35 protein-coding genes and 1 pseudogene are annotated in these 21,222 nt (G+C 62.1%); all 36 read left to right on the forward strand.

The genetic code is table 11. The annotated features are described in order from the left end of the window. Window positions 1-84, forward strand: an 84-nt coding sequence (locus NKI95_RS32475) for an EF-Tu C-terminal domain-related protein (protein WP_455749504.1), incomplete at its 5' end; no start/stop codon positions are given. 63 nt (window positions 85-147) lie between these two features. Then, window positions 148-456, forward strand: a complete 309-nt coding sequence (gene rpsJ, locus NKI95_RS32480) for a 30S ribosomal protein S10 (RefSeq protein ID WP_006205468.1) — start codon at window positions 148-150, stop codon at window positions 454-456. A 96-nt stretch (window positions 457-552) separates the two neighbouring features. Further along, on the forward strand, window positions 553-1,281 hold the full coding sequence (rplC, locus tag NKI95_RS32485; protein ID WP_023675141.1) for a 50S ribosomal protein L3: 729 nt from the start codon (window positions 553-555) through the stop codon (window positions 1,279-1,281). After that, on the forward strand, window positions 1,281-1,901 hold the full coding sequence (gene rplD, locus NKI95_RS32490) for a 50S ribosomal protein L4 (protein ID WP_023675140.1): 621 nt from the start codon (window positions 1,281-1,283) through the stop codon (window positions 1,899-1,901). Before rplC ends, rplD begins: the two co-directional genes overlap by 1 nt. Next, complete coding sequence (locus NKI95_RS32495) at window positions 1,898-2,191, forward strand: 50S ribosomal protein L23 (RefSeq protein ID WP_006205465.1); 294 nt, start codon at window positions 1,898-1,900, stop codon at window positions 2,189-2,191. The genes rplD and NKI95_RS32495 overlap by 4 nt, the downstream gene beginning before the upstream one ends. 22 nt (window positions 2,192-2,213) lie before the next feature. Continuing rightward, on the forward strand, window positions 2,214-3,047 hold the full coding sequence (gene rplB / locus NKI95_RS32500; RefSeq protein WP_023675138.1) for a 50S ribosomal protein L2: 834 nt from the start codon (window positions 2,214-2,216) through the stop codon (window positions 3,045-3,047). A 16-nt stretch (window positions 3,048-3,063) separates the two neighbouring features. Further along, window positions 3,064-3,342: a 30S ribosomal protein S19 gene (rpsS, locus tag NKI95_RS32505; protein ID WP_006205463.1), complete on the forward strand. Its 279-nt coding sequence runs from the start codon at window positions 3,064-3,066 to the stop codon at window positions 3,340-3,342. 2 nt (window positions 3,343-3,344) lie between these two features. Further along, on the forward strand, window positions 3,345-3,734 hold the full coding sequence (rplV, locus tag NKI95_RS32510; RefSeq protein ID WP_006205462.1) for a 50S ribosomal protein L22: 390 nt from the start codon (window positions 3,345-3,347) through the stop codon (window positions 3,732-3,734). Further along, window positions 3,734-4,459, forward strand: a complete 726-nt coding sequence (gene rpsC / locus NKI95_RS32515) for a 30S ribosomal protein S3 (protein WP_023675137.1) — start codon at window positions 3,734-3,736, stop codon at window positions 4,457-4,459. The genes rplV and rpsC overlap by 1 nt, the downstream gene beginning before the upstream one ends. Window positions 4,460-4,486: 27 nt before the next feature. Beyond that, window positions 4,487-4,900: a 50S ribosomal protein L16 gene (gene rplP / locus NKI95_RS32520; RefSeq protein ID WP_006205460.1), complete on the forward strand. Its 414-nt coding sequence runs from the start codon at window positions 4,487-4,489 to the stop codon at window positions 4,898-4,900. 13 nt (window positions 4,901-4,913) lie between these two features. Beyond that, window positions 4,914-5,114, forward strand: coding sequence for a 50S ribosomal protein L29 (gene rpmC / locus NKI95_RS32525; protein ID WP_006205459.1), 201 nt, complete (start codon window positions 4,914-4,916; stop codon window positions 5,112-5,114). 11 nt (window positions 5,115-5,125) lie between these two features. Further along, window positions 5,126-5,365: a 30S ribosomal protein S17 gene (rpsQ, locus tag NKI95_RS32530; RefSeq protein ID WP_023675136.1), complete on the forward strand. Its 240-nt coding sequence runs from the start codon at window positions 5,126-5,128 to the stop codon at window positions 5,363-5,365. Window positions 5,366-5,447: 82 nt separating this feature from the next. Then, a complete protein-coding gene (gene rplN / locus NKI95_RS32535; RefSeq protein WP_006205457.1) occupies window positions 5,448-5,816 on the forward strand; it encodes a 50S ribosomal protein L14 in 369 nt (122 codons plus the stop codon). Window positions 5,817-5,828: 12 nt separating this feature from the next. Continuing rightward, the gene (rplX, locus tag NKI95_RS32540; RefSeq protein WP_254817150.1) at window positions 5,829-6,143 is read left to right on the forward strand and encodes a 50S ribosomal protein L24; all 315 of its coding nucleotides are present in this window, start codon (window positions 5,829-5,831) and stop codon (window positions 6,141-6,143) included. After that, window positions 6,136-6,714: a 50S ribosomal protein L5 gene (gene rplE / locus NKI95_RS32545; protein ID WP_008875670.1), complete on the forward strand. Its 579-nt coding sequence runs from the start codon at window positions 6,136-6,138 to the stop codon at window positions 6,712-6,714. The genes rplX and rplE overlap by 8 nt, the downstream gene beginning before the upstream one ends. A gap of 27 nt (window positions 6,715-6,741) precedes the next feature. Beyond that, window positions 6,742-7,047 (forward strand): 30S ribosomal protein S14, encoded by a 306-nt coding sequence (gene rpsN, locus NKI95_RS32550; protein ID WP_023675134.1) that lies wholly within the window; start codon window positions 6,742-6,744, stop codon window positions 7,045-7,047. Between the two features lie 12 nt (window positions 7,048-7,059). Beyond that, the gene (gene rpsH, locus NKI95_RS32555; RefSeq protein WP_006205453.1) at window positions 7,060-7,458 is read left to right on the forward strand and encodes a 30S ribosomal protein S8; all 399 of its coding nucleotides are present in this window, start codon (window positions 7,060-7,062) and stop codon (window positions 7,456-7,458) included. An 89-nt stretch (window positions 7,459-7,547) separates the two neighbouring features. Beyond that, a complete protein-coding gene (gene rplF, locus NKI95_RS32560; RefSeq protein ID WP_023675133.1) occupies window positions 7,548-8,081 on the forward strand; it encodes a 50S ribosomal protein L6 in 534 nt (177 codons plus the stop codon). 85 nt (window positions 8,082-8,166) lie between these two features. Then, on the forward strand, window positions 8,167-8,526 hold the full coding sequence (gene rplR / locus NKI95_RS32565) for a 50S ribosomal protein L18 (protein WP_023675132.1): 360 nt from the start codon (window positions 8,167-8,169) through the stop codon (window positions 8,524-8,526). A gap of 83 nt (window positions 8,527-8,609) precedes the next feature. Continuing rightward, a complete protein-coding gene (rpsE, locus tag NKI95_RS32570; RefSeq protein ID WP_006205450.1) occupies window positions 8,610-9,173 on the forward strand; it encodes a 30S ribosomal protein S5 in 564 nt (187 codons plus the stop codon). Between the two features lie 24 nt (window positions 9,174-9,197). Then, window positions 9,198-9,395 carry a 50S ribosomal protein L30 gene (gene rpmD / locus NKI95_RS32575; RefSeq protein ID WP_006205449.1) on the forward strand — a complete coding sequence of 66 codons (198 nt, stop codon included), beginning with the start codon at window positions 9,198-9,200 and terminating at the stop codon, window positions 9,393-9,395. 22 nt (window positions 9,396-9,417) lie between these two features. Then, a complete protein-coding gene (rplO, locus tag NKI95_RS32580) occupies window positions 9,418-9,891 on the forward strand; it encodes a 50S ribosomal protein L15 (protein WP_352721947.1) in 474 nt (157 codons plus the stop codon). A gap of 191 nt (window positions 9,892-10,082) precedes the next feature. Next, on the forward strand, window positions 10,083-11,423 hold the full coding sequence (secY, locus tag NKI95_RS32585) for a preprotein translocase subunit SecY (protein ID WP_023675130.1): 1,341 nt from the start codon (window positions 10,083-10,085) through the stop codon (window positions 11,421-11,423). Beyond that, window positions 11,420-12,031, forward strand: coding sequence for an adenylate kinase (locus NKI95_RS32590; RefSeq protein WP_352684844.1), 612 nt, complete (start codon window positions 11,420-11,422; stop codon window positions 12,029-12,031). The genes secY and NKI95_RS32590 overlap by 4 nt, the downstream gene beginning before the upstream one ends. 198 nt (window positions 12,032-12,229) lie before the next feature. Beyond that, entirely contained in the window at window positions 12,230-12,598 is a 369-nt protein-coding gene (rpsM, locus tag NKI95_RS32595) for a 30S ribosomal protein S13 (RefSeq protein WP_006205445.1), read from the forward strand. A gap of 139 nt (window positions 12,599-12,737) precedes the next feature. Further along, window positions 12,738-13,127: a 30S ribosomal protein S11 gene (gene rpsK, locus NKI95_RS32600; RefSeq protein ID WP_006205444.1), complete on the forward strand. Its 390-nt coding sequence runs from the start codon at window positions 12,738-12,740 to the stop codon at window positions 13,125-13,127. 103 nt (window positions 13,128-13,230) lie between these two features. Further along, entirely contained in the window at window positions 13,231-14,241 is a 1,011-nt protein-coding gene (locus tag NKI95_RS32605; RefSeq protein ID WP_023675128.1) for a DNA-directed RNA polymerase subunit alpha, read from the forward strand. Window positions 14,242-14,385: 144 nt separating this feature from the next. Further along, window positions 14,386-14,817 carry a 50S ribosomal protein L17 gene (gene rplQ, locus NKI95_RS32610; protein WP_023675127.1) on the forward strand — a complete coding sequence of 144 codons (432 nt, stop codon included), beginning with the start codon at window positions 14,386-14,388 and terminating at the stop codon, window positions 14,815-14,817. Window positions 14,818-15,009: 192 nt separating this feature from the next. After that, window positions 15,010-16,497, forward strand: a complete 1,488-nt coding sequence (locus NKI95_RS32615) for a DegQ family serine endoprotease (RefSeq protein ID WP_352721949.1) — start codon at window positions 15,010-15,012, stop codon at window positions 16,495-16,497. Between the two features lie 42 nt (window positions 16,498-16,539). Next, a complete protein-coding gene (locus tag NKI95_RS32620; protein WP_352721951.1) occupies window positions 16,540-17,850 on the forward strand; it encodes a replication-associated recombination protein A in 1,311 nt (436 codons plus the stop codon). Between the two features lie 136 nt (window positions 17,851-17,986). Continuing rightward, the gene (locus tag NKI95_RS32625) at window positions 17,987-18,817 is read left to right on the forward strand and encodes an aspartyl/asparaginyl beta-hydroxylase domain-containing protein (RefSeq protein ID WP_352721953.1); all 831 of its coding nucleotides are present in this window, start codon (window positions 17,987-17,989) and stop codon (window positions 18,815-18,817) included. A 31-nt stretch (window positions 18,818-18,848) separates the two neighbouring features. Further along, window positions 18,849-19,235: a fluoride efflux transporter CrcB gene (gene crcB / locus NKI95_RS32630; RefSeq protein ID WP_352721955.1), complete on the forward strand. Its 387-nt coding sequence runs from the start codon at window positions 18,849-18,851 to the stop codon at window positions 19,233-19,235. A gap of 29 nt (window positions 19,236-19,264) precedes the next feature. After that, the gene (gene crcB, locus NKI95_RS32635) at window positions 19,265-19,720 is read left to right on the forward strand and encodes a fluoride efflux transporter CrcB (RefSeq protein WP_352721961.1); all 456 of its coding nucleotides are present in this window, start codon (window positions 19,265-19,267) and stop codon (window positions 19,718-19,720) included. Continuing rightward, on the forward strand, window positions 19,717-20,055 hold the full coding sequence (locus NKI95_RS32640) for a DUF190 domain-containing protein (RefSeq protein WP_352721957.1): 339 nt from the start codon (window positions 19,717-19,719) through the stop codon (window positions 20,053-20,055). The genes crcB (NKI95_RS32635) and NKI95_RS32640 overlap by 4 nt, the downstream gene beginning before the upstream one ends. Window positions 20,056-20,117: 62 nt before the next feature. Continuing rightward, a complete protein-coding gene (locus NKI95_RS32645) occupies window positions 20,118-21,098 on the forward strand; it encodes an RluA family pseudouridine synthase (protein ID WP_352721959.1) in 981 nt (326 codons plus the stop codon). Window positions 21,099-21,109: 11 nt separating this feature from the next. Further along, a pseudogene (locus tag NKI95_RS32650) lies at window positions 21,110-21,222 on the forward strand (EamA/RhaT family transporter); the annotation flags it as partial.

Consider the following 21,222-nt stretch of genomic DNA (forward strand, 5'->3'; position numbering starts at 1 on the left):
GCCATGGAAGAGAAGCTGCGCTTCGCCATCCGTGAAGGCGGCCGCACCGTCGGTGCCGGCATCGTCGTCACCATCAAAGAGTAATTTGGACTTAAACCGATCTGTCGCGGGCGCTGCCCGCGCCGCGCCAGAACAAGGAAGTGACGCATGAACGGACAGAATATCCGCATCCGCCTGAAGGCGTTTGATCACCGGGTGCTCGACGCCTCGACACGGGAAATCGTGTCGACCGCCAAGCGCACCGGCGCCAACGTCCGCGGCCCCATTCCGCTGCCGACGCGGATCGAAAAGTTCACGGTCAACCGGTCGCCTCACGTCGACAAGAAGAGCCGCGAGCAGTTCGAGATGCGCACGCACAAGCGTCTGCTCGACATCGTCGACCCGACCCCGCAAACGGTCGATGCTTTGATGAAGCTCGACCTGGCCGCCGGTGTCGACGTCGAGATCAAGCTCTAAGGAACCAGAGGTCAGCGGGGCGACCCGGAACTCTGAAGGAACAAGAGGCGTGGAGGGGCGACAGCCCCGACAGGGAACTCTAAAGGAATTGAACCGATGCGTTCAGGTGTGATTGCAAAGAAGGTGGGAATGACCCGCATCTACAACGATGCCGGGGAACATGTTCCCGTCACTGTTCTCCAGATGGAGAACTGCCAGGTCGTGGCGCAGCGCACGCAGGAGAAGAACGGCTATACCGCCGTCCAGCTCGGCGTTGGCCTTGCCAAGGTGAAGAACACGTCGAAGGCGATGCGCGGCCATTTCGCGACCGCTTCCGTCGAGCCCAAGGCCAAGGTTGCCGAGTTCCGCGTCTCCGCCGACAACATGATCGATGTCGGCGCCGAGATCACCGTCGAGCATTTCGTCGTCGGCCAGAAGGTCGATGTGACGGGAACCACGATCGGCAAGGGCTTCCAGGGCGTCATCAAGCGGCACCACATGGGTGGCGGCCGCGCGACGCACGGCAACTCGGTGTCGCACCGTACACACGGCTCGACCGGCCAGCGCCAGGATCCGGGCAAGGTGTTCAAGGGCAAGCATATGGCCGGCCACATGGGCGATACCCGCGTCACCACGCAGAATGTCGAGGTCGTCTCGACCGACGCCGATCGCGGCCTGATCCTGATCCGCGGTGCGGTCCCGGGTTCGAAGGGTGCATGGATCCTGGTCCGCGACGCGGCCAAGGTGGCGCTTCCGGCCAATGCGCCGAAGCCCGCCGCGATCCGCGCCGTTGCGACCGATGGTGCCGCCACGAACGAGGCCCCGGCCACAGAGGGAGCGGAATAATGGACCTCAAGATTACAACGCTTGGCGGCAAGGACGCCGGCAAGCTGAAGCTCTCCGAAGAGATTTTCGGCCTTGATCCGCGCGAGGACATCCTGCAGCGCGTCGTGCGCTGGCAGCTTGCCAAGAAGCAGCAGGGCACGCACAAGGCCAAGGGTCGCGCGGAAATCGCGCGCACCGGCGCCAAGATGTACAAGCAGAAGGGTACCGGCCGCGCCCGTCACCATTCGGCTCGCGCTCCGCAGTTCCGCGGCGGCGGCAAGGCCCACGGCCCGGTTGTGCGCAGCCACGAGCACGATCTGCCGAAGAAGGTTCGTGCGCTCGGTCTCAAGCATGCGCTTTCGGCCAAGGCCAAGAGCGCGTCGATCATCATCATCGACGAGCTGAAGCTGACCGAGGCCAAGACCAAGGCACTGATCGCGAATTTCGCGACGCTGGGCCTGAGCAACGCCCTGGTGATCGGCGGCGCCGAGCTTGACAAGAATTTCAAGCTGGCGGCGACCAATATCCCGAACATCGACGTGCTGCCCATCCAGGGCATCAACGTCTACGACATTCTGCGCCGCGGCACGCTGGTCCTTTCCAAGGCCGCCGTCGAGGCTCTCGAGGAGCGCTTCAAATGACCGACCTTCGTCACTACGACGTGATCGTCTCGCCGGCGATCACCGAAAAGTCGACCATGGCTTCCGAGCAGAACCAGGTCGTCTTCAATGTCGCCAAGAAGGCGTCGAAGCCGGAAATCAAGGCCGCCGTCGAAGCGCTGTTCGGCGTCAAGGTGATGGCCGTGAACACGCTTGTCCGCAAGGGCAAGATCAAGCGCTTCCGCGGCACGATCGGCCGCCAGAGCGACGTCAAGAAGGCGGTTGTGACGCTGGCCGACGGCCAGTCGATCGACGTCGCGACGGGTCTCTGAGCAAGGTCGCGAGGACAGAACAATGGCACTGAAAAAATTCAACCCGGTAACGCCGAGCACCCGTCAGCTGGTCATCGTCGACCGCTCGGGCCTCTACAAGGGCAAGCCCGTCAAGGGCCTGACCGAAGGCCTGACCAAGTCGGGCGGCCGCAACAATTACGGCCGCATCACGGCCCGCTTCATCGGCGGCGGTCACAAGCGCACCTACCGTATCATCGACTTCAAGCGCCGCAAGTTCGACGTCGTCGGCACGGTAGAGCGTATCGAGTACGATCCGAACCGCACCGCCTTCATCGCGCTGATCAAGTATGACGATGGCGAGCTGTCCTACATCATCGCCCCGCAGCGTCTGGCTCCCGGCGACAAGATCGTGGCCGGTGAATCGGTCGACGTGAAGCCGGGCAATGCGATGCCGCTGGCCTCGATGCCGGTCGGCACGATCGTCCATAATATCGAGCTGAAGCCCGGCAAGGGCGCTCAGGTCGCCCGTTCGGCCGGTGGTTATGGCCAGCTCGTCGGTCGCGACCAGGGCATGGCGATCCTGCGCCTCAACTCGGGCGAGCAGCGTGTCGTCCACGGCTCCTGCATGGCCACTGTCGGTGCCGTGTCCAACCCGGACCACGGCAACATCAATGACGGCAAGGCAGGCCGCACCGTGTGGCGTGGCAAACGTCCGCACAATCGCGGCGTGACCATGAACCCGGTCGACCATCCACATGGCGGCGGCGAAGGCCGCACCTCGGGTGGCCGCCATCCGGTTTCGCCCTGGGGCAAGCCGACCAAGGGCAAGAAGACGCGGTCCAACAAGGCGACCGACAAGTTCATCCTGCGCTCGCGCCATCAGCGCAAGAGCTAAGAAGAGGTAACGCCAAGTGACTCGTTCGATTTGGAAAGGCCCCTTCATCGACGGCTACCTTCTGAAGAAGGTGGACAAGGTTCGTGAAGGTGGTCGCAATGAGGTGATCAAGATGTGGAGCCGCCGCTCCACCATCTTGCCGCAGTTCGTCGGCTTCACCTTCGGTGTCTACAACGGCCAGAAGCACGTTCCCGTCTCGGTGAACGAGGACATGGTCGGTCACAAGTTCGGTGAATTCGCTCCGACCCGGACCTATTACGGTCACGGCGCGGATAAGAAGGCGAAGAGGAAATAATCATGGGCAAGGCCAAAGCTCCGCGCAGGCTTGCTGACAACGAAGCGCGCGCCGTGTTGCGCACGATCCGTATCAGCCCGCAGAAGCTGAACCTGGTTGCCGCGCTGATCCGCGGCAAGAAGGTCGCGACAGCGCTTTCCGACCTCGAATTCTCGGCCAAGCGGATTTCCGGCACGGTCAAGAAGACGCTGGAATCGGCGATCGCCAACGCGGAAAACAACCACGACCTCGACGTCGATGCGCTGATTGTGGCGGAAGCCTATGTCGGCAAGTCGATCGTCATGAAGCGGTTCCATGCCCGTGGCCGTGGTCGCGCCAGCCGTATCGAGAAGCCGTTCTCGCACCTCACGATCGTCGTTCGTGAAGTCGAAGAAAAAGGGGAGGCCGCATAATGGGCCAGAAAGTCAATCCGATCGGTCTGCGTCTCGGCATCAACCGCACCTGGGATTCGCGCTGGTTCGCGAACACCGGCGAGTACGGCAAGCTGCTGCACGAGGACATCAAGATCCGCAAATACCTTGAGAAGGAACTCAAGCAGGCTGCGATCTCGAAGGTCGTGATCGAGCGTCCGCACAAGAAGTGCCGCGTCACCATCCATGCGGCGCGTCCGGGCTTGATCATCGGCAAGAAGGGCGCCGACATCGAGAAGCTTCGCAAGAAGCTGATGGAGATGACCAAGTCCGAGACGCATCTGAACATCGTCGAAGTGCGCAAGCCGGAGATCGACGCGACCCTGGTCGCCCAGTCGATCGCCCAGCAGCTCGAGCGCCGCATCGCGTTCCGCCGCGCCATGAAGCGCGCCGTGCAGTCAGCGATGCGCCTCGGTGCCGAAGGCATCCGCATCAACTGCGCCGGCCGTCTCGGCGGCGCCGAGATCGCGCGCATGGAATGGTACCGCGAGGGCCGCGTGCCGCTGCATACGCTGCGTGCCGACGTCGACTACGGCACGGCCGAGGCGAATACGGCCTACGGTATCTGCGGCGTCAAGGTCTGGGTGTTCAAGGGCGAGATCCTCGAACACGACCCGATGGCTTCGGAGCGCCGCGCCACCGAGGGCGATCATGCGCATGGCGGTGGTGGTGAGCGCGAACGCGGTCGCCGTCGCGAAAACGCGTAAGACATTTAGGAATTTGGAGTTAGAACGATGCTGCAGCCAAAGCGCACAAAGTTCCGCAAGCAGTTCAAGGGCCGCATCCACGGTACCGCCAAGGGCGGCACCAACCTGGATTTCGGTGGTTTCGGGCTGAAGGCGCTTGAGCCGAACCGCGTCACCGCGCGTGAGATCGAGGCGGCCCGCCGCGCGATCACCCGTGAGATGAAGCGCGCCGGCCGCGTCTGGATCCGTATCTTCCCGGACGTGCCGGTGACGTCGAAGCCGACCGAAGTCCGCATGGGCAAGGGCAAGGGTGCGGTCGACTACTGGGCGGCGCGCGTCAAGCCGGGCCGCATCATGTTCGAGATCGACGGCGTCAACGAGGAAACCGCCCGTGAGGCGCTGCGTCTCGGCGCGGCCAAGCTCTCGGTCAGGACGCGCTTCGTACAGCGCATCGCAGAATAAGGACGGGCTGATCATGAAAGCCGAAGACATCCGGACCAAGACCCAGGACCAGCTGACCGACGACCTGGCCAGCCTGAAGAAGGAGCAGTTCAACCTGCGCTTCCAGAAGGCCACTGGCCAGCTTGAGAAGACCGCGCGCGTGAGGCAGGTCCGCAAGGACATTGCGCGTATCAAGACCATCGCTGCGGAAAAGTCCGCGGCCAAGAAGGCTTAAGGACGAAAACCATGCCAAAGCGCATTCTGCAGGGCACCGTCGTCAGCGACAAGAACGAGAAGACGGTTGTCGTCAAGGTCGAACGGCGCTTCACGCATCCCGTGATGAAGAAGACCGTGCGCATGACCAAGAAGTACAAGGCGCACGACGAGAACAACGCCCACAAGGTCGGCGATCAGGTGTTCATCCAGGAATCGAAGCCGATTTCCAAGGACAAGCGCTGGGTCGTGGTGTCTTCGGACCAGGCCTGATCAGGGCGAACGAAACGAATTTTGGACAGACCGGGGAGGGGTGAGAAACCCGTCCCGTTAGAAAAGAAGAAGGCGGCCAGTCATGATTCAGATGCAAACAAACCTCGACGTCGCGGATAATTCCGGCGCCCGTCGTGTCATGTGCATCAAGGTGCTGGGCGGCTCGAAGCGGAAATACGCTTCCGTGGGCGACATCATCGTGGTGTCGATCAAGGAAGCCATCCCGCGCGGCCGCGTCAAGAAGGGCGATGTGATGAAGGCGGTCGTGGTTCGCACGGCCAAAGACATCCGCCGCCCGGACGGCAGCGTGATCCGTTTCGACAAGAACGCAGCCGTTCTCGTCGACAACAAGAAAGAGCCGATCGGCACGCGTATCTTCGGACCGGTTCCGCGCGAACTCCGCGCCAAGAACCACATGAAGATCATCTCGCTCGCGCCTGAAGTGCTGTAAGGAGCCGGACCAATGCAAAAGATTAGAAAAGGCGACAAGGTCGTCGTGCTGGCCGGCAAGGACAAGGGCCGTTCGGGCGAAGTCCTTTCGGTGCAGCCGAAGGATGACACCGCGCTGGTGCGCGGCGTCAACCTGATCCGTCGTCACCAGAAGCAGTCCCAGTCCCAAGAGGGCGGGATCATCACCAAGGAAGCGCCGATCCAGCTGTCGAACATCGCGCTGGCCGACCCCAAGGATGGCAAGCCGACCCGCGTCGGCTTCATCTTCCAGAAGGACGGCAAGAAGGTGCGCGTCGCCAAGCGCTCGGGAGAAGTCATCAATGGCTAAGGCTCAAACCAAGCAGGCAACTGCCCAGAACACGCCGCGCCTCAAGCAGGTCTACAACGAGACCATTCGCAAGGCGCTGCAGGAGCAGTTCGGCTACGAGAACGAAATGCAGGTTCCGCGCATCGACAAGATCGTCCTGAACATGGGCGTCGGCGAGGCAACCGGCGATTCGAAGAAGCCTTCGATCGCGGCGGAAGACCTTGCAATGATCGCCGGCCAGAAGGCCGTTGTCACCCGCGCCCGCAACTCGATCGCCGGCTTCAAGGTCCGCGAGAAGATGCCGATCGGCGCCAAGGTCACGCTGCGCAAGGAACGCATGTACGAGTTCCTCGACCGCCTCGTGAACATCGCACTGCCGCGCGTCCGCGACTTCCGCGGGCTCAACCCGAAGAGCTTCGATGGCCGTGGCAACTATGCCATGGGCATCAAGGAACACATCGTGTTTCCGGAGATCAACTACGACAAGGTTGATCAGATCTGGGGCATGGACGTCATCGTTTGTACGACTGCGAAGACGGACGACGAAGCCAGGGCATTGCTCAAGGCCTTCAACTTCCCCTTCCGCCAGTAACGGCAGCGAGAAAAGGAAAAATCTGAAATGGCAAAGACCAGCTCAGTCGAGAAGAACAACAGGCGCCGCAAGCTTGCGGACCAGTTCGCTGCCAAGCGCAAGGTGCTCAAGGCGATCATCATGGATCAGTCCAAGCCGATGGAAGAGCGCTTCCGCGCCCAGCTGAAGCTTTCGGCGCTGCCGCGCAACTCGGCCAAGACCCGCATCCGCAACCGCTGCGAAGTCACCGGACGCCCGCGTGCCTATTATCGCAAGCTCAAAGTATCGCGCATCGCGCTTCGTGATCTCGGCAATAACGGCCAGATCCCGGGCCTGGTCAAGTCGAGCTGGTAAGGAGGACATAACATGTCATTGAGCGATCCTCTCGGCGATATGCTGACCCGCATCCGCAACGCGTACGGCCGTAAGAAGTCGAGCGTTTCGACGCCGGCTTCGCGCCTGCGCACCCGCGTCCTCGACGTGCTGAAGGCCGAAGGCTATATCCGCGACTACAGCCAGACCGACTTCGACAACGGCAAGTCCGAAATCGAGATCGAGCTGAAGTATTTCGACGGTGCGCCGGTGGTGCGCGAAATCGCCCGGGTCTCGAAGCCCGGCCGCCGCGTCTACGTTTCGGCCAAGTCGATACCGCACGTCGCCAACGGCCTCGGCATCGCCATCCTTTCGACGCCGAAGGGCGTGATGGCCGACCACGAAGCGCGTGAACAGAATGTCGGCGGGGAAATCCTCTGCCAGATCTTCTGATCTGGTATGTGACCCGGTTGGAAACAGGTTTTCGGGATCAAGTCCCGAAAGCTGAGACCTGAAACAAGAGAAGTGACGAGGACAACAAAATGTCTCGTATTGGAAAGAAACCCGTTTCGCTGCCGCAGGGCGTGACCGCGACCGTCAACGGCCAGACCGTGACGGCGAAGGGTCCGAAGGGCGAGCTGAAGTTCGTGGTGAACGACGAAGTGCTGGTCAAGATGGAAGGCAGCGAGATCGCTGTCCAGCCGCGCGACCAGACCAAGACCGCCCGCTCCAAATGGGGCATGTCGCGCACGCAGATCGTCAACATCCTGCAGGGCGTCAAGGACGGCTTCGAAAAGAAGCTCGAGATCACCGGCGTCGGCTATCGCGCCGCCATGCAGGGCAAGAACCTGCAGCTGGCGCTAGGCTTCAGCCACGACGTCGTCTACGAGACGCCGCAGGGCGTGACGATTTCGGTGCCGAAGCCGACGGAAATCACGGTGACCGGCATCGACAAGCAGCAGGTCGGCCAGGTTGCCGCCGAAATCCGCGAGTATCGCAGCCCCGAGCCCTACAAGGGCAAGGGCGTTCGCTATGCTGGCGAGAAGATCGTCCGCAAGGAAGGCAAGAAGAAGTAATTTTAACGCCGCGGGGAGCGGTCGCGGGAGGCTTGTCCTACCGCATATGGTTGCCCCCGTTTTTTGAAGGCAAGGAACTGACATCATGGGCTCGAAAGAATCCACCCAACGCCGCGCTCAGCGCGTCCGCCGCCAAATCAAGAAGGTTGCCGGCGATCGCCCGCGCCTGTCGGTCCATCGCACGTCGAAGAACATCTACGTCCAGGTGATCGACGACGCCAAGGGCCACACCATCGCTGCTGCCTCGACGCTCGAGAAGGAGCTCAAGGGTTCGCTCAAGACCGGCGCCGACACCGCGGCCGCAGCTGCCATCGGAAAGCTGATCGCCGAGCGTGCCTCGAAGGCCGGCGTCAAGGAAGTCGTCTTCGACCGCGGCGCCTACATCTATCACGGCCGCGTCAAGGCGCTGGCCGAGGCTGCCCGTGAAGGTGGTCTGAGCTTCTAAAAACGAAATTCGCCCCCGGCGACCCACAGAGGTGCCGGATATCATCATCAACCGTGCTTCCGGAAAAAAACAAGGAACAGGATATGGCACAGGAACGTAGGGATGGCGGCCGCGGCCGTGATCGCGAAGAGCGCGATGACGGCATGGTCGACAAGCTCGTCCACATCAACCGTGTCGCCAAGGTCGTCAAGGGCGGCCGGCGCTTCGGCTTTGCGGCACTCGTCGTCGTCGGCGACCAGAAGGGCCGTGTCGGCTTCGGCCACGGCAAGGCACGCGAAGTGCCGGAGGCGATCCGCAAGGCGACCGAATCGGCCAAGCGCGACATGATTTTCGTGCCGCTGCGCTCGGGCCGCACGCTGCACCATGACGTCGAGGGACGCTGGGGCGCGGGACGTGTTCTGCTGCGCGCCGCCAAGCAAGGTACCGGCATCATCGCCGGCGGCCCGATGCGCGCCGTTTTCGAGACTCTCGGCATGCATGACGTGGTCGCCAAGTCGATGGGTTCTTCGAACCCCTACAACATGGTTCGCGCCACTTTCGACGCGCTGAAGAGCCAGATGCATCCGAAGGATGTGGCTGCCGCGCGCGGCATCAAGTATTCGACCCTTCAGGCCCGCCGCGGCACCGCCGTTGCGACTGAAGAATAGTCGACGCTGACCAGGGATCTGACCATGGCCAAGAAAGCAACCAAGACCATCACCGTCGAGCAGATCGGTTCGCCGATCCGCCGGCCGAAGGAGCAGCGCGCAACGCTGGTCGGCCTCGGCCTCAACAAGATGCACAAGCAGCGCACGCTTGAGGATACGCCCTCGGTGCGCGGCATGATCGCTGCCGTCCAGCATCTCGTCCGCGTCGTGGACGAGGGCTGAGCCAAAGCGCAGGAGAACCCAGATGAAACTTAACGATCTGCGTGACAACGACGGCGCGACGCATTCCAAGAAGCGTCTTGGCCGTGGCATCGGTTCCGGTTCGGGCAAGACCGCGGGTCGCGGCGTCAAGGGCCAGAAGGCGCGCTCCGGCGTCGCCGTCAACGGCTTCGAGGGTGGCCAGATGCCGCTCTACCGCCGCCTGCCGAAGCGCGGCTTCAACAATATCTTCGCCAAGAGCTTCACCGTCGTGTCGCTGGCCCGCATCCAGGCGGCGCTCGATGCCAAGAAGCTCGACGCTAAGACTGTTGTGACGGCCGAGGCGCTGGTTGCGGCCGGCGTCATCCGTCGGGTCAAGGACGGCGTGCGCATCCTTTCGGACGGCGACATCAAGGCCAAGCTTGCCTTCGACGTGGCCGGAGCCTCCAAGGCCGCGATCGAGAAGATCGAAAAGGCCGGCGGCTCGGTGAAGCTGCCTGAGAAGGCAGCCGCCGAGTAACGGCAATTTGAAGCACGGTCGGCAAAGGTGGAATTCGGTTTTGCCTTCGGTCGTGCTTTGATCCGACAGATGTGGCGGCCGCATCAACGCGGCCGCTTGCATGTTTGCAGTCCGGAGCTTATCTCGTGAGCTTCGGTGACACGCGCCGCCTGAGCTGCGGGCATCGAGCGTGACCAAGCGGAGAATCAGGCATGGCTTCGGCTGCTGAACAACTAGCCTCGAATCTGAATTTTTCGGCCTTCGCCAAAGCCGAGGATCTGAAGAAGCGCATCTGGTTCACCATCGGCGCGCTGCTCGTCTACCGTCTTGGCACCTATATCCCGCTGCCCGGCATCAATCCCGACGCTTTCGCCCAGGCCTTCTCGTCGCAGAGCAAGGGCGTGCTCGGCATGTTCAACATGTTCGCCGGCGGCGCCGTGCAGCGCATGGCGATCTTTGCCCTTGGCATCATGCCCTATATCTCCGCTTCAATCATCATGCAGCTGATGACCTCGGTCATTCCATCGCTGGAAGCGCTGAAGAAGGAAGGCGAGCAGGGCCGCAAGATCATCAACCAGTACACGCGCTACGGCACCGTGCTTCTGGCGCTGGTTCAGGCCTACGGCATTTCGGTCGGGCTTGAGGGCGGCAACGGCATCGTCAACGATCCCGGCATGTTCTTCCGCATCTCTACCGTCGTCACGCTGGTTGGCGGCACCATGTTCCTGATGTGGCTTGGCGAGCAGATCACCGCTCGCGGCATCGGCAACGGTATTTCGCTGATCATCTTCTCCGGCATTGTCGCCGGCTTGCCGCGCGCCATCTCCGGCACGCTGGAGCTTGGCCGCACCGGCGCCCTGTCGACCGGCCTGATCCTGGCAATCATCGTGCTGGCCATCATCGTCATCGCGCTGATCGTCTTCTTCGAGCGCGCGCAGCGCCGCCTGCTGATCCAGTATCCCAAGCGCCAGGTCGGCAATCGCATGTTCCAGGGCGATACCTCGCATCTGCCGCTTAAGCTCAACACCTCCGGCGTCATTCCGCCGATCTTCGCCTCGTCGCTGCTGCTGCTTCCGGCAACGGTTGCCGGCTTCTCACAGACGACCAACATGCCTGCCTGGGCCAGCACCATCCTAGCGGCGCTCGGCCACGGCCAGCCGCTCTATATGGCCTTCTACGCGGCGATGATCGTGTTCTTCGCCTTCTTCTATACGGCGATCGTCTTCAATCCGAAGGACACCGCCGACCAGCTCAAGAAGCATTCGGGCTTCATCCCGGGCTATCGTCCGGGCGAGCGCACTGCGGATTATATCGACTATGTGCTCACCCGCATCACCGTCGTCGGCGCCATTTATCTGGTGCTGGTCTGTCTGCTGCCTGAGTTCCTGATTTCAGCGACTGGCGTACCGTTCTACCTTGGTGGCACTTCGCTCCTGATCGTGGTCAGTGTAACGCTCGATACGGTGGCGCAGATTCAGGGTCACCTGATCGCGCACCAGTATGAGGGCCTGATCAAGAAGTCGAAGCTGCGCGGGGGGAAAAAGGCCAGATGAGGTTGATATTGCTTGGACCGCCGGGGGCGGGCAAGGGGACACAAGCACTGAGACTGGTAGAACGACACGGCATCCCACAGCTTTCCACGGGGGACATGCTGCGTGCTGCTGTTCAGGCCGGCACCGAAGTCGGCAAACGCGCCAAGGCGGTGATGGACGCTGGCGAACTGGTGTCCGACGCTATCGTCAACGCCATCGTGGCTGAGCGCATCGATCAAGCTGATTGCGCAAATGGCTTCATCCTTGACGGATACCCGCGAACCCTGGTGCAAGCGGACGCCGTTGAGGAAATGCTGTCGGATCGCGGACTGGAGCTCGACGCGGTCATCGAATTTGTCGTCGACGACAAGGCGTTGGTTGGCCGAATCGTCAAGCGCGCCGAAGAAGCCAAGGCCGCAGGCCTGCCGGTGCGCAAGGACGACAGTCCAGCGGTGTTCGAAGAACGCTTGAGGGAATATTACAAGAAAACCTCGCCGCTGATCGGCTACTACTACGCCAAGGGCAAACTCAGGGGCGTCGATGGCATGGCCGACATCGATGCGGTGACGCAGCAGATCGAGGCGGTCCTCAGGGCGACGACCCGGAAAGTTGGCCAGGCGGCCGGCTAGAGAATCGAACGATTGCGCTTGACTGGAGCGGTCCGCTGGGGTATGGCGGCCCGTCTTCCTATCAGGCATGAGGCTTGCTTGTCCGCAAGGGCAAGGCAGGCCGCTTTGAACTGGAAACTCCTGCAAGGGCCGGCCTCCACCGGACGCGGGGCAACTTGAAGCGCCGGCTCGTCCGGCCTATATGGAGAAGAGAAGAACATGGCTCGTATAGCCGGCGTCAACATTCCGACCAACAAGCGCGTCGTCATTGCGCTTCAATATATTCACGGCATTGGCAAGAAGTTCGCCCAGGAGATCGTCGACAAGGTCGGCATCCCGGCCGAGCGCCGCGTCAACCAGCTGACCGACGCGGAAGTGCTGCAGATCCGCGAGACTATCGACCGCGATTACCAGGTCGAGGGCGACCTGCGCCGTGAAGTGTCGATGAACATCAAGCGGCTCATGGACCTCGGCTGCTACCGCGGCCTGCGTCACCGCCGCTCGCTGCCGGTTCGTGGTCAGCGCACGCATACCAATGCGCGCACCCGCAAGGGCCCGGCCAAGTCGATTGCCGGAAAGAAGAAGTAATTTAGGGCAGTAAGGGAGTAGGGCAGTAAGGCAATAGGAACGGCAGACATACTGCCCTACTGCCATATTCCCCTACTGCCTTCTCCCTGGTGGAGCCGCTGGCATTACGGCGGTGTAGAGATCAACTGAAAGGACTATCATGGCCAAGGAAGCCGCTCGTGTTCGCCGTCGCGAACGCAAGAACATCTCGTCGGGCGTTGCCCACGTCAATTCGACCTTCAACAACACGATGATCACTATCACCGACGCGCAGGGCAACTCGATTGCCTGGTCGTCGGCCGGAGCCCAGGGCTTCAAGGGATCGCGCAAGTCGACGCCTTTCGCTGCCCAGATGGCCGCAGAAGATGTTGCCAAGAAGGCCCAGGAACACGGCATGCGCATGCTCGAGGTCGAGGTCTGTGGACCAGGCTCCGGTCGTGAATCGGCGCTTCGCGCGCTGCAGGCAGCCGGCTTCACCATCACCTCGATCCGTGATGTGACGCCGATCCCGCACAATGGCTGCCGCCCGCGCAAGAAGCGCCGCGTCTAAAGAATTTACCGAACGCCGTGCGAGCGCCTCAAGGCGCTCCTCCACGGCATTCCAGGTCGCCCGCCACGATTGGATGGTGGCGGGACAACGGAAGGAAAGCACTATGATCCAGAAAAATTGGCAAGAACTGATCAAGCCGAACAAGATCGAGTTCTCGTCGAAGAAGAAGACGCTGACCACGCTGGTCGCAGAGCCGCTCGAGCGCGGCTTCGGCCTCACCCTCGGCAACGCGCTGCGCCGCGTGCTTCTGTCTTCGCTGCGTGGCGCGGCTGTGACCGCCGTGCAGATCGATGGCGTTCTGCATGAATTCTCGTCCATCGCCGGCGTCCGCGAGGACGTGACCGACATCGTTTTGAACATCAAGGAAATCGCCATCCGCATGGAAGGCGACGGCCCCAAGCGCATGGTCGTTCGCAAGCAGGGACCGGGCGCGGTTCTCGCCGGCGACATCCAGACGGTCGGCGACGTCGAGATCCTCAATCCCGACCACGTCATCTGCACGCTGGACGAAGGCGCTGAAATCCGCATGGAATTCACCGTCGACACCGGCAAGGGCTATGTGCCGGCCGACCGCAACCGCGCCGAGGACGCGCCGATCGGGCTGATCCCCGTCGACAGCCTGTATTCGCCGGTCAAGAAGGTCTCCTACAAGGTTGAGAACACCCGCGAGGGCCAGGTTCTCGACTATGACAAGCTGACCATGACCATCGAGACCGACGGTTCGATTTCGGGCGAGGACGCGGTGGCCTTCGCCGCTCGCATCCTGCAGGACCAGCTCGGCCTGTTCGTCAATTTCGACGAGCCGCAGAAGGAAGTCGCCGCCGAACAGGTTACCGAGCTTGCCTTCAACCCGGCGCTGCTCAAGAAGGTCGACGAGCTCGAGCTTTCGGTGCGTTCGGCCAACTGCCTGAAGAACGACAACATCGTCTATATCGGCGACCTGATCCAGAAGACCGAAGCCGAGATGCTGCGCACCCCGAACTTCGGCCGCAAGTCGCTGAACGAGATCAAGGAAGTCCTGGCGGCGATGGGCCTGCATCTCGGCATGGAAGTGCCGGACTGGCCGCCGGAAAACATCGAAGACCTCGCCAAGCGTTACGAAGACCAATACTGACCGGTGAATTGAGAATGGTGAAATGGTGAATGGTCGCCGGTCGGCGACTTCGGAGAGGTAGAGCTCTTCCATTCACCATTCACTATTCACCATTCACAAAACGAAACAGCCGGGCCAACCGCCCACAACACCAGGAGAAGAGCCATGCGCCACGGATTTAAAGGCCGCCGGTTCGCCCGCAGCATAAGCCATCGCAAATCGATGTTTGCCAACCTTGCCGTGTCGCTTATCGAGCACGAGCAGATCCTCACCACGCTGCCGAAGGCGAAGGATTTGCGTCCGATCGTCGAGAAGCTGGTGACGCTCGGCAAGCGCGGCGACCTGCATGCCCGCCGCCAGGTGATTGCCCAGATCGGCAATGAAGGCGTTGTCAAGCGCCTGTTCGATACCATCGCGCCGCGCTATGCCACCCGCAACGGCGGCTATCTGCGCATCATGAAGGCCGGCTTCCGCCACGGTGACAACGCGGCAATGGCGGTCATCGAGTTCGTCGACCGCGACACCTCGGCCAAGGGCGCCGGCGACCGCGCCCGCATCGAGGCCGAAGGCACCGAAGAGGAGGCCGCAGCTGCATAAGCTTCGGTTGTTCTGAGAAGTTCAAAGGGGCCTGCGGGCCCCTTTTTCTGTTTCCGAAGGTGCCAGGCAGGGCTGGTAGGGGTTTTGTCACCGGTTTTTGCGGCGACTACCCAAAATAATCGGATTTCAGCGGCTTAGCCTTTCATTTTGCACAATCGTCAGGACAATGGCGCCCGACTTGGAGGATTCGGAATGCGCGTTAAACGGCTGTCTCTTGTTCTGATCTGCGCCTTGATGGCGCTGGCCGTCGTGCCGGCGGCCAGGCACGCGCTGGCGGAGGACGCCAAGCCAGATCCCGGTCTGTCCGACGTGCTGACCGATCTGCTGCATGGTGTCGAAGGCGAAAACGCCACTTCCGGCCCCGACAAGCGCGTGCCGTTCGGTCGCGAGGAGGTGCAGCTGTCCTTCGCGCCGCTGGTCAAGCAGACGGCGCCGGCCGTGGTCAATGTCTACGCCTCGCAGACCGCCAAGGTGGCGTCACCCTTCGACGGCGATCCGTTTGTCGAGGAGTTTTTCGGCCGCTCGCAGCCGCGCGCGCAGTCTTCGCTCGGTTCGGGGGTGCTGGTCGACCCGACCGGTATCGTGGTCACCAATTTCCACGTCGTCAAGGACGCTGACCAGGTCAAGGTTGCGACCGCCGACGGGCGCGAATTCGACAGCAAGGTTCTGCTCAAGGACGAGACGCTCGATCTTGCCGTGCTCAAGATTTCTTCTGACAAGCCGTTTCCGGTGATCGCCATCGGCGATTCCGACGCGCTCGAGGTTGGCGATCTGGTGCTGGCGATCGGCAATCCGTTCGGTGTCGGCCAGACCACCACCAGCGGCATCATTTCGGCGGTGGCGCGCAGCCATATCGGCGTCTCCGATTCCAGCTTCTTCATCCAGACCGACGCCGCCATCAATCCCGGCAATTCCGGTGGCGCGCTGGTCAACATGGGAGGGCAGCTGATCGGCATCAACACGGCGATCTATAGCCGTAGCGGCGGCTCGATCGGCATCGGCTTTGCCATTCCTTCGAACATGGTCCGCGCTTTCGCCGATGCGGCCAAGGCCGGGCTCGACTTCTTCGAGCGGCCGTATGCCGGTGCCGAGTTCGAGGCGGTCACGCCGCAGATTGCCGAATCGCTCGGCATGGACAAACCGACCGGCGCGCTGGTTTCTTCGGTCGAAGAGGCGGGACCCGCGGCCAAGGCAGGGCTCAAGCCTGGCGACGTAGTGCTGTCGCTCAACGGCAAGCCGGTCGAGAGCGTCGGGGCGCTGGACTACCGGATGGCGACGCTGTCGATTGGTACGAATGCCAGCTTCGGCGTTCTGAGCAAGGGTCAGCAGGCGACGATGGACATCGCGTTGGAACGGCCGCCCGAGGGCGCCAAAGCAGCGGAACTCACATTGCGCGGCCGCAGCCCGTTTTCCGGTGCCAAGATTGCCGAACTGTCGCCACGGCTTGCCCAACGGCTCGGTCTGCGCACCGATGTCAAAGGCGTAACCGTGGTCGACATCAACCGCGACTCGCCCGCTGCGGATTTTGGCTTCCAGCCGGGCGACATCGTGCGTGAGGTCAACGGCCTGACGATCGACAAGGCGGCGACCCTGGAACAGGTAGCCCAGCAGGATACGCGCTGGTGGCGCTTTACCGTCGAGCGCGGCGGGCAGATACTGCGCCAGGTGTTGCGTTACTGAGCCCGACCGTCAGCATGATCGGGCTCCAGGCAGAAGAATTGCATGGCCGATCTGTTCAGTGTCGATGAACCGGAAAAGACGCCGCCCGGCAGGCCGCTGGCCGACCGTCTGCGCCCAAAGAACCTCGGCGAGGTCGTCGGTCAGGAGCATCTGACCGGACCCGACGGCGCGCTGACGCGGCTGATCGGCTCCGGCTCGCTCGGCTCGATGATCTTCTGGGGCCCGCCCGGCACCGGCAAGACCACGGTGGCACGGCTGCTTGCCGGCGAGACTAGCCTCGCCTTCGAACAGATCTCGGCCGTTTTTTCCGGCGTTGCCGACCTGAAGAAAGTGTTCGAGGCAGCGAAGCTGCGCCGCTCCAACGGCCGCCAGACGCTGCTGTTCGTTGACGAGATCCATCGCTTCAACCGCGCCCAGCAGGACAGTTTTTTGCCCGTGATGGAAGACGGCACCGTCGTGCTGGTTGGCGCCACCACGGAGAACCCATCCTTCGAGCTTAACGCCGCGCTGTTGTCGCGCGCGCGTGTGCTGGTCTTTCACTCGCTCGGCGAGGACAGCATCGCCAAGCTGCTGGCGCGGGCCGAGCAGGCAGAGGGCAGGGCGCTGCCGCTCGATGAAGCCGCGCGGGCGATGCTCATCCGCATGAGCGACGGCGACGGCCGCGCGGCGCTGACGCTCGCTGAAGAGGTCTGGCGCGCAGCGAAATCAAAGGAGGTGTTCGGCGCCGAAGCCCTGCAGCGCATCGTCCAGCGCCGCGCGCCGATCTACGACAAGGGACAGGACGGCCACTACAATTTGATTTCCGCCTTGCACAAATCGGTGCGCGGCTCCGACCCCGACGCGGCACTCTACTATCTCGCCCGCATGTTCGACGCCGGCGAGGATCCGCTTTATCTCGGGCGCCGGTTGGTGCGCATGGCGATGGAGGATATCGGGCTGGCCGACCCGCAGGCACTCGTCGTCGCCAACGCCGCCAAGGACGCCTATGACTATCTGGGCTCGCCCGAGGGCGAACTGGCCTTCGCCGAGGCGACCGTCTATCTCGCCACCGCGCCGAAATCCAATGCAGTCTACACCGCGTTCAAGGCCGCCACACAGGCAGCGAAGGAATTCGGTTCGCTGCTGCCGCCCAAGCACATCCTCAATGCGCCGACCAAGCTGATGAAACAGGAAGATTACGGCGCCGGCTATCGCTACGACCACGACGAGCCCGACGCTTTTTCCGGCCAGGACTATTTTCCGGAGAAGATGGGAAGGCAGACATTCTACGACCCGCCAGAGCGCGGCTTCGAGCGCGATATCAGGAAGCGGCTGGATTATTGGGCGAAGCTGCGCAGCGAGCGGGAAAAGTAGCTGCCGACCGCACTCTGGTGTGATCGCCGTTGTCTGGCGGGATAAAAAACCCTATCAAGATGCGCCTTCGGCCGGCGGACAGGCCAGAAACGTACCGACGATATTCAGAACGGAATCGCGCCCGGCGCGTGGAAAAATGACAAAAAAATCTCGCAAGACCCTTCGGAAGTTCGCCATAGCGATCCCGCTGCTGGCGCTCGGCTTCTATTTCATTCCCATCCTGACAACAATTTTCATTGTCCTCGGCCTGATCGACGTGTTGCGCAACGACAACAAGAACTGGGCCCTGTTCAGTGGTTATTTCCTCGGCAACGGCATCTTCACCTGGCTGCTTTCGCCCTTCAATCTGCTGGTCGATCTGCTGTGCTACAGAAACCGCGGTGTCTGGAAACTGGACCAGTTTCCGCCGGACTATCAGCGTGAGGTCAACGAGGTTCTCGACGTCTTCAAGGCGCGCAAGGACGAGATCATCGCCGATATCGACGCCAATTTCGGCAGCGGCCGGCGCGGCATGTATGTCTACCAGTGGTACGGCAAGCACAAGATCGACAACGTCGCCGAATTCAACAAGGATTTCAAATATATCAAGACCATCGCCGTGTCGGTGTTCAGGGGCAAGGAATCGACCTCCTGGCATTTCGGACCGCTGCGGCTCAGCCTGCGCATTCTCTACAATCTTCTCCCGGTGAAGGCCGAGGTTTTCGTCGAGTGCAACAACGCCAGGAACTACTGGCATGACAATCCGCTCTATATTTTCGACGACACGCTGCTGCACCGCTCGGTCAACGAATATGATGGACGCCGCTACTGCGTGTTCATGGACATCATCCGGCCATCGCCATTCCCCGGCCTGATCGCCGCTCTTCTCGCCATCGTTTCGGTCACCGTCGAGCGCATCAATGCCATGTTCTACAAGAACTGGAAGATGATCGGCTCCAGCAAGCCGAAGAAGGCCGGAGCCGCCTGACACTGTGGTGTGACCGGCGCGAGGAAGCACGATGTATCATCTGTTGCTTGTCTGCCTTGGTGGCGCGATCGGTGCAATGGCCCGCTTCTTCCTATCCGGCTTCGTCGCCCGCCGGGTCGGCGAGACCTTTCCCTGGGGCACGATGGCCGTCAACGTCTCGGGAGCGTTTGCAATCGGCGTCGTTGCGCATGCAGTGGCGCGCGACGGCATGCCCGCCATCTGGGCCTTTGCCGTCACCGGCGGCCTCGGCTGCTACACCACGGTTTCTTCCTTCAGCCTGCAGACGCTGGCGCTGGCGCGCGAGGGCGAATGGCTGCGCGCCGGCGGAAATGTGCTGCTTTCGGTTTTCCTGAGCCTCGGCGGGGTGACGCTGGGCTTTGCCGCGGGGAGTCTTCTGATTGGCAGCGGGGCGCCGTGAGCGGCCCGCAGAAGCTTCGCTACGACGGGATGGCGGGGCGTGCGGCGCACCTCATTGGCTGGCGCAGAAGGAGCCAGACGGTTCGGCTCTATGCGACCGTGGCCGCAGGCAGCATGATCGGCGGTGTGCTGCGGGCGCTTGCCTCATCGACGAGCACTGCCCTGTGGGGCACCGGATTCCCTTTCGGCACGCTCCTCGTCAACATTGTCGGCTCATTCCTCATCGGCTTCTACGCGACATTGACGGGACCCGATGGACGCGTCTTCGCCGGTCCGCTGCAGCGCCAGTTCTTCATGGCCGGCTTCTGCGGCGGCCTGACGACCTTCTCCGCTTTCAGCCTCGAAACACTCACCCTCGCGCAAGGCGGGAGGCTTGTGGCGGCGGGACTCAATATTGCGATCTCAGTGGTGGCCTGGCTTGCCGCCGTCTGGCTTGGCCACATCTTTGCAGTTCGCCTCAACCGGCTGAGAGGGTCCAGGCAATGAAGATACCAACACAGGCACAATTGCTGCGCATATTTATCGGCGAAAACGACAAGGCAGATGGCCGTCCGCTGTATGAGGTCATCGTGCTGAGGGCGCGCGAAATGCAGATCGCCGGCGCGACTGTCCTGCGCGGCGCGATGGGGTTCGGCCATTCCAGCCGGCTTCACACAACGAAGATCCTCCGCCTATCTGAGGATCTGCCACTCGTCATCGAGATCGTCGATGACGAGAAAAAATTGGCCGCTTTCCTGCCCGTGCTTGAAACAATCATGACAAGTGGTTTGATTACGCTGGAGAAAGTTCAGGTTCTGCAATATGGAACCGACAACGAATAACCGAGCGAGATTGCGGGTACCGGCGAATGCCGTTGCATGCCTGCAAAACGGCGATTGGAATCATGACAGGCGTTGAACAGATCACAGTGGATGCCGGCGAGGCGGGCATGCGGCTCGACCGCTGGTTCAAGAGCCATTTCCCCGGTCTCGGTTTCGGTCATCTGCAGAAGCTGCTGCGTTCCGGCCAGATCCGCGTCGACGGCGGCAGGGTGAAGGCCGATACACGCGTCGAAGCCGGCCAGACGGTCCGAGTGCCGCCGCTCGAAGTCGACAAGAAAGGCGAAAGCCCGCTCACCGGTCATTCGATCCGCAACCAGGGCGACGCCGACGTTTTGGCCAAGATGCTGATCCATGAGGACCCGAAGGTTTTCGTCTTCAACAAGCCGGCCGGCCTGGCGGTCCAGGGCGGTTCTGGCGTCACCCGCAACGTCGACGACATGCTCGAAGCCTGGCGCAACCAGAAGGGCGAGAAGCCGCGCCTGGTGCACCGGCTCGACCGCGACACGTCGGGTGTGCTGGTTGTCGCCCGTACAAGGCTCGCCGCCATGAAACTCGCCGAAGCGTTCCGGGCGCGTGAGACGAAGAAAACCTACTGGGCGCTGGTCAAGGGCGTACCGCCGAAGCGCGAGGACAAAATCTCGACCTGGCTGATCAAGGAACCGACGCCCGACGGCGATCGTGTGCGCATCGCCAAGCATGGCGAAAAGGGCGCTGATCACGCCGTGTCCTATTACCGCATCGTCGAGCAGGCGGCGCAGACCCTGTCCTGGCTGGAGATGGAACCCTATACCGGGCGCACCCATCAGCTTCGTGTTCATGCCGCCCATATCGGTTGCCCGATCATCGGCGACCCCAAATATTTCGAAGCCGACACCAATTGGGATTTTCCAGGCGGCATGCAGAACCGCCTGCATCTGCACGCGCGCCGCATCGTCATCCCGCATCCCGACAAGGGTTTTGTCGACGTCACCGCACCGATGCCGCCGCACATGCGTCAGAGCTGGAACTTGCTCGGTTTCGACGAGCAAAGCGCGGAGGACTAGCGCTGGTGGGCATCGCCACAGAAACGCTCGACCGCCGTGACGCGGTCGATCTGGCGGCAGCCGCCATCATGGTCGGGCTGACCTTTTCCTGGGGCCTCAACTACGTCGCTGCCAAGATCTCGTA

Source organism: Mesorhizobium sp. M0306, from assembly GCF_040321655.1.
Lineage (GTDB): Bacteria > Pseudomonadota > Alphaproteobacteria > Rhizobiales > Rhizobiaceae > Mesorhizobium.

Coding starts and splice junctions, on each gene's coding strand:
- rpsJ (WP_006205468.1), top strand. CDS start 148: ATGAACGGACAGAATATCCGCATCCGCCTGAAGGCGTTTGATCACCGG.
- rplC (WP_023675141.1), top strand. CDS start 553: ATGCGTTCAGGTGTGATTGCAAAGAAGGTGGGAATGACCCGCATCTAC.
- rplD (WP_023675140.1), top strand. CDS start 1,281: ATGGACCTCAAGATTACAACGCTTGGCGGCAAGGACGCCGGCAAGCTG.
- NKI95_RS32495 (WP_006205465.1), top strand. CDS start 1,898: ATGACCGACCTTCGTCACTACGACGTGATCGTCTCGCCGGCGATCACC.
- rplB (WP_023675138.1), top strand. CDS start 2,214: ATGGCACTGAAAAAATTCAACCCGGTAACGCCGAGCACCCGTCAGCTG.
- rplV (WP_006205462.1), top strand. CDS start 3,345: ATGGGCAAGGCCAAAGCTCCGCGCAGGCTTGCTGACAACGAAGCGCGC.
- rpsC (WP_023675137.1), top strand. CDS start 3,734: ATGGGCCAGAAAGTCAATCCGATCGGTCTGCGTCTCGGCATCAACCGC.
- rplP (WP_006205460.1), top strand. CDS start 4,487: ATGCTGCAGCCAAAGCGCACAAAGTTCCGCAAGCAGTTCAAGGGCCGC.
- rpmC (WP_006205459.1), top strand. CDS start 4,914: ATGAAAGCCGAAGACATCCGGACCAAGACCCAGGACCAGCTGACCGAC.
- rpsQ (WP_023675136.1), top strand. CDS start 5,126: ATGCCAAAGCGCATTCTGCAGGGCACCGTCGTCAGCGACAAGAACGAG.
- rplN (WP_006205457.1), top strand. CDS start 5,448: ATGATTCAGATGCAAACAAACCTCGACGTCGCGGATAATTCCGGCGCC.
- rplX (WP_254817150.1), top strand. CDS start 5,829: ATGCAAAAGATTAGAAAAGGCGACAAGGTCGTCGTGCTGGCCGGCAAG.
- rplE (WP_008875670.1), top strand. CDS start 6,136: ATGGCTAAGGCTCAAACCAAGCAGGCAACTGCCCAGAACACGCCGCGC.
- rpsN (WP_023675134.1), top strand. CDS start 6,742: ATGGCAAAGACCAGCTCAGTCGAGAAGAACAACAGGCGCCGCAAGCTT.
- rpsH (WP_006205453.1), top strand. CDS start 7,060: ATGTCATTGAGCGATCCTCTCGGCGATATGCTGACCCGCATCCGCAAC.
- rplF (WP_023675133.1), top strand. CDS start 7,548: ATGTCTCGTATTGGAAAGAAACCCGTTTCGCTGCCGCAGGGCGTGACC.
- rplR (WP_023675132.1), top strand. CDS start 8,167: ATGGGCTCGAAAGAATCCACCCAACGCCGCGCTCAGCGCGTCCGCCGC.
- rpsE (WP_006205450.1), top strand. CDS start 8,610: ATGGCACAGGAACGTAGGGATGGCGGCCGCGGCCGTGATCGCGAAGAG.
- rpmD (WP_006205449.1), top strand. CDS start 9,198: ATGGCCAAGAAAGCAACCAAGACCATCACCGTCGAGCAGATCGGTTCG.
- rplO (WP_352721947.1), top strand. CDS start 9,418: ATGAAACTTAACGATCTGCGTGACAACGACGGCGCGACGCATTCCAAG.
- secY (WP_023675130.1), top strand. CDS start 10,083: ATGGCTTCGGCTGCTGAACAACTAGCCTCGAATCTGAATTTTTCGGCC.
- NKI95_RS32590 (WP_352684844.1), top strand. CDS start 11,420: ATGAGGTTGATATTGCTTGGACCGCCGGGGGCGGGCAAGGGGACACAA.
- rpsM (WP_006205445.1), top strand. CDS start 12,230: ATGGCTCGTATAGCCGGCGTCAACATTCCGACCAACAAGCGCGTCGTC.
- rpsK (WP_006205444.1), top strand. CDS start 12,738: ATGGCCAAGGAAGCCGCTCGTGTTCGCCGTCGCGAACGCAAGAACATC.
- NKI95_RS32605 (WP_023675128.1), top strand. CDS start 13,231: ATGATCCAGAAAAATTGGCAAGAACTGATCAAGCCGAACAAGATCGAG.
- rplQ (WP_023675127.1), top strand. CDS start 14,386: ATGCGCCACGGATTTAAAGGCCGCCGGTTCGCCCGCAGCATAAGCCAT.
- NKI95_RS32615 (WP_352721949.1), top strand. CDS start 15,010: ATGCGCGTTAAACGGCTGTCTCTTGTTCTGATCTGCGCCTTGATGGCG.
- NKI95_RS32620 (WP_352721951.1), top strand. CDS start 16,540: ATGGCCGATCTGTTCAGTGTCGATGAACCGGAAAAGACGCCGCCCGGC.
- NKI95_RS32625 (WP_352721953.1), top strand. CDS start 17,987: ATGACAAAAAAATCTCGCAAGACCCTTCGGAAGTTCGCCATAGCGATC.
- crcB (WP_352721955.1), top strand. CDS start 18,849: ATGTATCATCTGTTGCTTGTCTGCCTTGGTGGCGCGATCGGTGCAATG.
- crcB (WP_352721961.1), top strand. CDS start 19,265: ATGGCGGGGCGTGCGGCGCACCTCATTGGCTGGCGCAGAAGGAGCCAG.
- NKI95_RS32640 (WP_352721957.1), top strand. CDS start 19,717: ATGAAGATACCAACACAGGCACAATTGCTGCGCATATTTATCGGCGAA.
- NKI95_RS32645 (WP_352721959.1), top strand. CDS start 20,118: ATGACAGGCGTTGAACAGATCACAGTGGATGCCGGCGAGGCGGGCATG.